The sequence below is a fragment of the Bacteroides sp. genome, assembly GCF_019417265.1.
In the GTDB taxonomy this organism is placed as follows: domain Bacteria; phylum Bacteroidota; class Bacteroidia; order Bacteroidales; family Bacteroidaceae; genus Phocaeicola.
In genome coordinates, this window is record NZ_DXVR01000151.1 from 456 (window position 1) to 3,808 (window position 3,353).

At 43.6% G+C, this 3,353-nt stretch carries 3 protein-coding genes; all 3 read right to left on the reverse strand.

Annotated features, from left to right (window positions below):
• Positions 1-111 precede the first annotated feature (111 nt).
• Genes QZ379_RS12230 through QZ379_RS12240 form a run of 3 tightly spaced genes read right to left on the reverse strand, consistent with a single transcriptional unit; the run spans position 112 to position 3,058 of the window.
• Entirely contained in the window at positions 112-1,263 is a 1,152-nt protein-coding gene (locus QZ379_RS12230) for a cytochrome d ubiquinol oxidase subunit II (RefSeq protein ID WP_291565249.1), read from the reverse strand.
• Positions 1,264-1,301: 38 nt separating this feature from the next.
• A complete protein-coding gene (locus tag QZ379_RS12235) occupies positions 1,302-2,804 on the reverse strand; it encodes a cytochrome ubiquinol oxidase subunit I (RefSeq protein ID WP_291565252.1) in 1,503 nt (500 codons plus the stop codon).
• 32 nt (positions 2,805-2,836) lie between these two features.
• On the reverse strand, positions 2,837-3,058 hold the full coding sequence (locus QZ379_RS12240; protein ID WP_291565254.1) for a DUF4492 domain-containing protein: 222 nt from the start codon (positions 3,056-3,058) through the stop codon (positions 2,837-2,839).
• Positions 3,059-3,353 lie beyond the last annotated feature (295 nt).

Here is a 3,353-nt window from a genome sequence, read left to right on the forward strand (position 1 = left end):
TACCTGTATAATATAGGCAAACGCCCAACTTCTTGATTTTCAATCAAAGTCCAAATTAGAGCGAGTTCTCTAACTCCTTTTAATTTCCTTTACTTCACAATTTATTAACCATCAATATGCATGGTCATCATTCTTTATCTCATCTGCAGTGATTGGCTTACGGTCGATGGCACGCCATGCATAGAATATGTATGCCAATACAAACGGAACCAGAATTGACACGTATGCCATGGTCTTGAGAGTAAACAGGCTGGAGCAGCTGTTTGATATTGTCAGCGAGCTCTGCATATCTGTCAGCGAAGGATAATATGCCGTATTGTTATATCCGGCAACAAGCAGCAATGACAGAACAGTAAGAATTGTTCCTATGCCGGAATACCATATACCTCCCTTGAATGCAAGCGAAAGTATGCTTTTACCCAAACCATAAAGCACAAGGAGAACTCCAAGCAAGAAGAGCACAAGAAGGTATGGCATGTCCACAAAATTGTTGAAATACTTGTACGGTTCCAACGCTATCATCTGAGTTTCCGGATTTACCGCAAATCCGTCTTTGAGCAATGTGCGTATGACGTATGCCAGGAAGAACAAGAGGAAAGGCACTGCATCGGAAACCAATTGTCGGCGGCAACGGGTTTCTATCGCATCATTATCTATGTTGTTGATGAAATACATACCTCCAAGGAGTCTTGCAAGGAAGAACACAGCCATACCCAACACGAGATTCCATGGCTCGGCAAAGGCATCAAGCCCGTGCCATCCGTTCGACCATGAGCTGATGACAGGCATACCCAATTCTGTCAGATTATCCTTTGTCACCTCAAAGTTTGAGCCATAGAAGAATGTAGACACAGCCATACCAAGAAGCAGCGGTCCCATCACACCGTTCAGCATAAGGAAGTATCTGTATGTACGCTGACCGAGCAGATTGCCAAGCTTAGACTGAAACTCATACGATACAGCCTGAAGCACGAAAGTGAAAAGTATTATCATCCACAGCCAGTACGCTCCTCCGAAACTTGTACTGTAGAACAACGGGAATGATGCGAAGAACGCTCCTCCGAAAGTGACAAGAGTGGTAAACGTGAACTCCCACTTTCTGCCTGTGGAGTTAATCAGCATCTTTCTCTCCTCCTCTGTCTGACCGATGCGGTAAATCAGAGAGTTGCCTCCCTGCACAAAAAGCAGGAACACCAATATTGCACCCAACAGTGATACTATGAACCACCAGTAGTGCTGTAAGAATATATATGTAGATTCCATATCAAATGTAAATAATGTTTTATCAGATTCATATAGTGTTATTTATCCTCAGGACCGTGCTTTATAGCCTTCAGCATAATTCCTATCTCGGCTATCAGAAGGACGGTAAACATGATGAGGAATATGAAGAATGTGGTCTGCACGGAGCCTGTTTCAAGTTTGGATATCGCCGCATCCACTGGCAGCATATCCTGAATGGTCCATGGCTGGCGTCCAACCTCTGCCACTATCCATCCGGCATGACTGGCGATATATGCCAGAGGGATACTCCACAGTCCCGACCACAGCAGCCAGTTGTGGTAGTCCACATTGCAGGTCTTCTTCCAGGTGAGGAACATCAGAACGGCAAACAGGACGATGAAATACATTCCCAGACCTACCATCACACGGAATGACCAGAACATAAGATTCACATTCGGTACGAGTGTGGATGTATCCTTTATATATCCGTAGCCGAAATACGGCATATTCTCATCAAGTACACGGAGTGAGGACTCCATAACTGCGGTGTCACCTTCCTTTTTAGCCTGTCTGTAATCGGCCAATGCCTTTATGGCCATCTTTCCGCGCACAATCTTTTCATCTACAGAGAGAGCTTTAGTGCCGTCTGCCAACTCATATCCGCCTTTCATTATATCGTTTATACCCGGAACAAATCCGTCTGTACTGTGTGTGGCAAGTACGGAAAGCATCTCCGGTATCTCTACAGGACCTACTACAGTAAGTGGGGCATGCGCACTTCCATCATAAAGTGCCTCCATTGATGCAAGTTTCATAGGCTGAACCTGTGCCACCTGATATGCCGACTGGTCGCCGGTTGCAGCAGTCACGATTGAAGCGAACAGACCTACCGCTGAGGCCACCTTTATGCTTGCCTTGGCAAATTCTTTCTCACGCTTCTTTATCAGATACCAGCAGCTCACTCCCACCACAAACACTGCTCCTAAAATCCAGCTGCTTATCACTGTATGGAAGAACTTGACAACAGCCACCGGCGAGAATGCCACTGACATGAAGTCCACCATCTCATTGCGCATGGTGTCAGGATTGAACTCCATTCCTACAGGGTATTGCATCCACGAATTGGCAACGAGTATCCACCATGCCGAAATCGTAGCTCCAAGCCCTGTGAGCCATGTGGATGCAAGGTGGAAGCGTCGGCTCACCTTCTCCCATCCGAAGAACATCACGGCTATGAATGTAGCCTCCATGAAGAAAGCCAATATTCCCTCTATGGCCAAAGGGGCACCGAAGATGTCGCCCACAAACCACGAATAGTTACTCCAGTTGGTTCCGAACTGGAACTCAAGAATAAGTCCTGTAGCAACGCCTATGGCAAAGTTGACTCCGAACAGTTTCATCCAGAACTTGGCTGTACGTTTCCAGAACTCATTACCCGTGCGATAATAGACTGTTTCCATTGTTCCCATTATCACCGCAAGGCCTAATGTGAGCGGAACAAACAGCCAGTGATACATGGCCGTCAAGGCAAACTGTGCCCTCGACCAGTCAATCAAAGAAGTGTCAATAGCTTCAATCATAAAATAAAGTTTTATTAAGTTAGTTTGATTAGTTATTTCGCATATGAGTCCGATGCTCTTATAATCAGTTCATTGCCTACATAGTCCTGCTTCTCCTCTGTGGTCTTGTCTTTCAGGAATGAAGTGAAAAAGAACAGTTTGATTATAAAGAACATTACAAAAAGTTTCAGCAGGATTATAAGCCAGAGTACGCGTCCTGTCGTCATCGACTTAAAACCGTCTGCATAAAACCTGTAAATTCCGATTATGTTCATAATTAATAAGTGTATATTTTTATAATGATTACAAAGTAAATGATTTATCGTGAAAAACCAAGGTTTTGTCCACAGATTTCTTTGCAAAATCTATCTTTTTTGCCATTAATATATATAAGGAATAATTTTGTTGCAGAAAAAGAACTTAAGATAACCCTTAATTCCGCAACACATTTCTAAAGAAAATAATTTAAAGTACTGAGTAATAATATATTGCCCAGTACTTTGTCATGTCAGAAGATTCACTTAACTTAGTGTTGCATATAAAAATAAAATAAATCTTCATCTGACATGG